Source organism: Romboutsia timonensis (assembly GCF_900106845.1).
GTDB classification, from domain to species: Bacteria; Bacillota; Clostridia; order Peptostreptococcales; family Peptostreptococcaceae; genus Romboutsia; species Romboutsia timonensis.
The window spans coordinates 1-3,111 of record NZ_LT629853.1 but is presented as its reverse complement, the minus strand read 5'-3'; the positions used below and the strand labels follow the sequence as shown (position 1 = coordinate 3,111).

The following is a 3,111-nucleotide window of genomic DNA, read 5'->3' as shown; positions in this document are numbered from 1 at the left end:
TCTGCTCCAGATTTCTTTAAATATGATGCAGCTTCAAATGTTCTTACACCCGTTTTAAATGCAAAGTTTTTAGTATCTAAACTAATCCCTGCTAGTAATCCTTCTGCAGTCAATTTATTTATTCTTACATCATCTTCAATATATTGTACAAGCTCTGTTACCATTTCACATGTAGATGATACATAAATTTCATGGAATAAAAGTACTGTATCATTAATAAAGTCTACACCTCTTCTATGGTGGTCTATAACAACTACTTTATCCGATATTTCTAATAATTGTGGACATTCTGTGAAATTTGGTCTATGTGTATCTACAACTACTACAAGAGTATTTTTCATACATTCTCTTATTGCATAATCACAATCAACAAAAATACCATCATGATAATCTGATCTTTTAATTTTTTTTATAAATTCTTCTATAGATTCATTTGAATGATCTAAAACTATATTAGCTGTTTTATTACATGATTTACATATATCATATATACCAACAGCTGCACCCATAGCATCCATATCTGGATACTTATGTCCCATTATAAATACATGATCACTTTCTAAAATAACTTCTCTTAAAGCATGCCCTATAAGTCTTGATTTTACTTTAGTAGTTTTTTCTACTGCTTTAGATTTACCCCCGTAGAAAGCAAACTTATCTTTTGTTTTTATAACAGCTTGGTCTCCACCTCTACCTAAAGCTAAATCAAGTGCTCCTGTTGCAAGTTTTAAGTTTTCATTTATTGTATCGCCATCTATTCCAATTCCCATACTTATTGTCACAGGAAGATTATTTCCATAGTCAATCTTTCTTATTTGATCTAGTACTGAAAACTTGTCTGTTTCTAATTTCTTTAATTCTTTCTTATTCATTATTAAGAAAAATTTATCTTTAGAAGTTCTCTTTAATGCTCCATTAGAGTTCATTTCTAATGCTGTTAATTCTTTTTCTATTGCTACACTTAAAAGTGGTCTATTTTCTTCATCTGCACTCTTTAAAACTTCATCATATCCATCTACTTGTATTAGCATTATTGCATTTTTTTCTTCGTTATATTTTTTTTGCATCTGTAAAAAGTCTGTTTTATCTATCCAATATAACATCATTAGATATTTTGCACTTTTTCCATTTTCATTTTTTATTACGTTATAAACTATAGTATACTCTCTATCTTTATAGCTTATATCTGTGTACATTTCTTTATTTTCATTTAATACTTTTCTAAGATTTAAGTTTTTTATAAGATCATCAATATTTACACCTAGTAAGTCATCCTCACCTATCATAGTATTAAACTTCCCATTATACCAAGTAATGCTACCATCAAATTCAAGTATACATAAAGGTATCGGAAGATTCATTACTGCTTTTTTAGTAGTTTCATCTATATCCAATGATAAATTTTGAATATAATTAGTCCATTCTTTTCTTCTTATATTAGTTGTCTTCCAATTATTAATAACCATATATAAAAATCCAATAAAGAATAAAACTCCTATATAAAAATTATAGTAAAGCAGAAATATAGATGCTATTCCTACAGTAACTATATATAGGTTTACTTCTGGCATATTCATTTTTAAGATTTTTTTACTAGTCATCTATACCTCCTAAGTAGATTTATAGCTTCTTACCCTTCTAAAGTCTATTATACTATCTAACATACCCACAAAAGATATTCCCATAAACCCAAATACACTTAAAATCAATAATGACATAAATATCATTTTTAATGAACCGCCTCTAATCCACTTTTTCAAATAGTAAATAGAGACTGATATACCTTGAAGCATAAACATAAAATTAAATACTAGTTGTAAATTCAACATTATTAAATCAGTGTATAGATTTACTTTAATTAAATCCATAAATAAAACAAGTATATATATTGTAAATGATGCAGTTACAGCATTCCCTGGTAAATAAAAATCTATGAATTTAGGCAATCTTAAATTTACCACTCTTATTCTTCTCAAAACAAAAGTTTCTAGGGCATATATGATAAATGTAACTATCATACCTTGTAGGAATAATATTGCAGGTAACATGTTATTAATATAATTTACGATATCTGATGTATTAAATCCTTCTTTTAAAGACATGCCTGCGTTTTCCATAATTGCTACTTGAACATTTATAGATTCTTTTAATATATTCATAAAGTCATCTAATATATTTGTTTTAAATACTATTTTTGCAATAAAGAAAAATACTATGACACATATCATAGTTACGATAGTACCTATATATATTGGATCAAATTTATTAAAATCATCTTCTTTTCTGTTATTTCTTATTGCACTTCCTATAAAAATTCCTGGAACTATACTCATTATACATACACTAACCGAGTATAGTGGGTTTACAGTAAATATTAATATGAAAAATGTTGCTATTAAAGATAATATAGAGTATTTATTATCAGTTAATGTTCCTATAATTGCATAAGGTACTGGTACTGCCATACTAAGTATACTTAACATAGGTACATATGCTGTCATTAAACATAATAAGATACCTAATGCCGTTATTAGTAATGCTTGAGGCAGCCTTAATTTATTATTCAATTTAAAATCACTCCCTGTTTTCCATATGTTTTTTTAAATTTGAAAAATCTCCATACCAACTTTCTACACTATGATTTTGATCTATTCCTATTCTTATCTTTTCCTTTATCTTGTAATCTATTTCACTAAAACTTATTCCTAATCTTTTAGCTAGTAAGTATGTTATCATTATTATATTTGCTAAAGTGTCTTGAAGTGCTTCATCTAAAGGCTTTACACCTTTGAAAATCAAATCAAATACATCTCCTACACTAAGTATAAGCTCCTTCTTCATCCACTCTATTATTTTTACATTTTTAGTTACATCTGAATTTCTATCGAATTTCACAGCTTCCCCCCCTTAATATATAAATATTATATCATAAATTATAACAGATTTAACCAGATAAACAAAAAAACGAGCCATAAGGCTCGTCCCAGAGCGTAGACAAAGTCTACGCTCTTTTATTTTTGTCAATACTCTTTATGAGGTGATAAATATGTTAACTATAAGAAAAGAAAATTTTAGAGATGATGAAATAAATGTTATATTAGATGGATTGGT

3 protein-coding genes are annotated in these 3,111 nt (G+C 27.1%); all 3 read right to left on the bottom strand.

The window, feature by feature from the left end; genetic code table 11:
- Positions 1 to 1,601: DHH family phosphoesterase (locus BN7997_RS13965; RefSeq protein WP_071121454.1), on the bottom strand; the 1,601-nt coding region annotated here is incomplete at its 3' end.
- A gap of 9 nt (positions 1,602 to 1,610) precedes the next feature.
- Positions 1,611 to 2,567 (bottom strand): YybS family protein, encoded by a 957-nt coding sequence (locus BN7997_RS13960; protein WP_071121453.1) that lies wholly within the window; start codon positions 2,565 to 2,567, stop codon positions 1,611 to 1,613.
- 7 nt (positions 2,568 to 2,574) lie between these two features.
- Positions 2,575 to 2,895, bottom strand: a complete 321-nt coding sequence (locus BN7997_RS13955; RefSeq protein WP_074010998.1) for a MazG-like family protein — start codon at positions 2,893 to 2,895, stop codon at positions 2,575 to 2,577.
- Between the last annotated feature and the right edge of the window lie 216 nt (positions 2,896 to 3,111).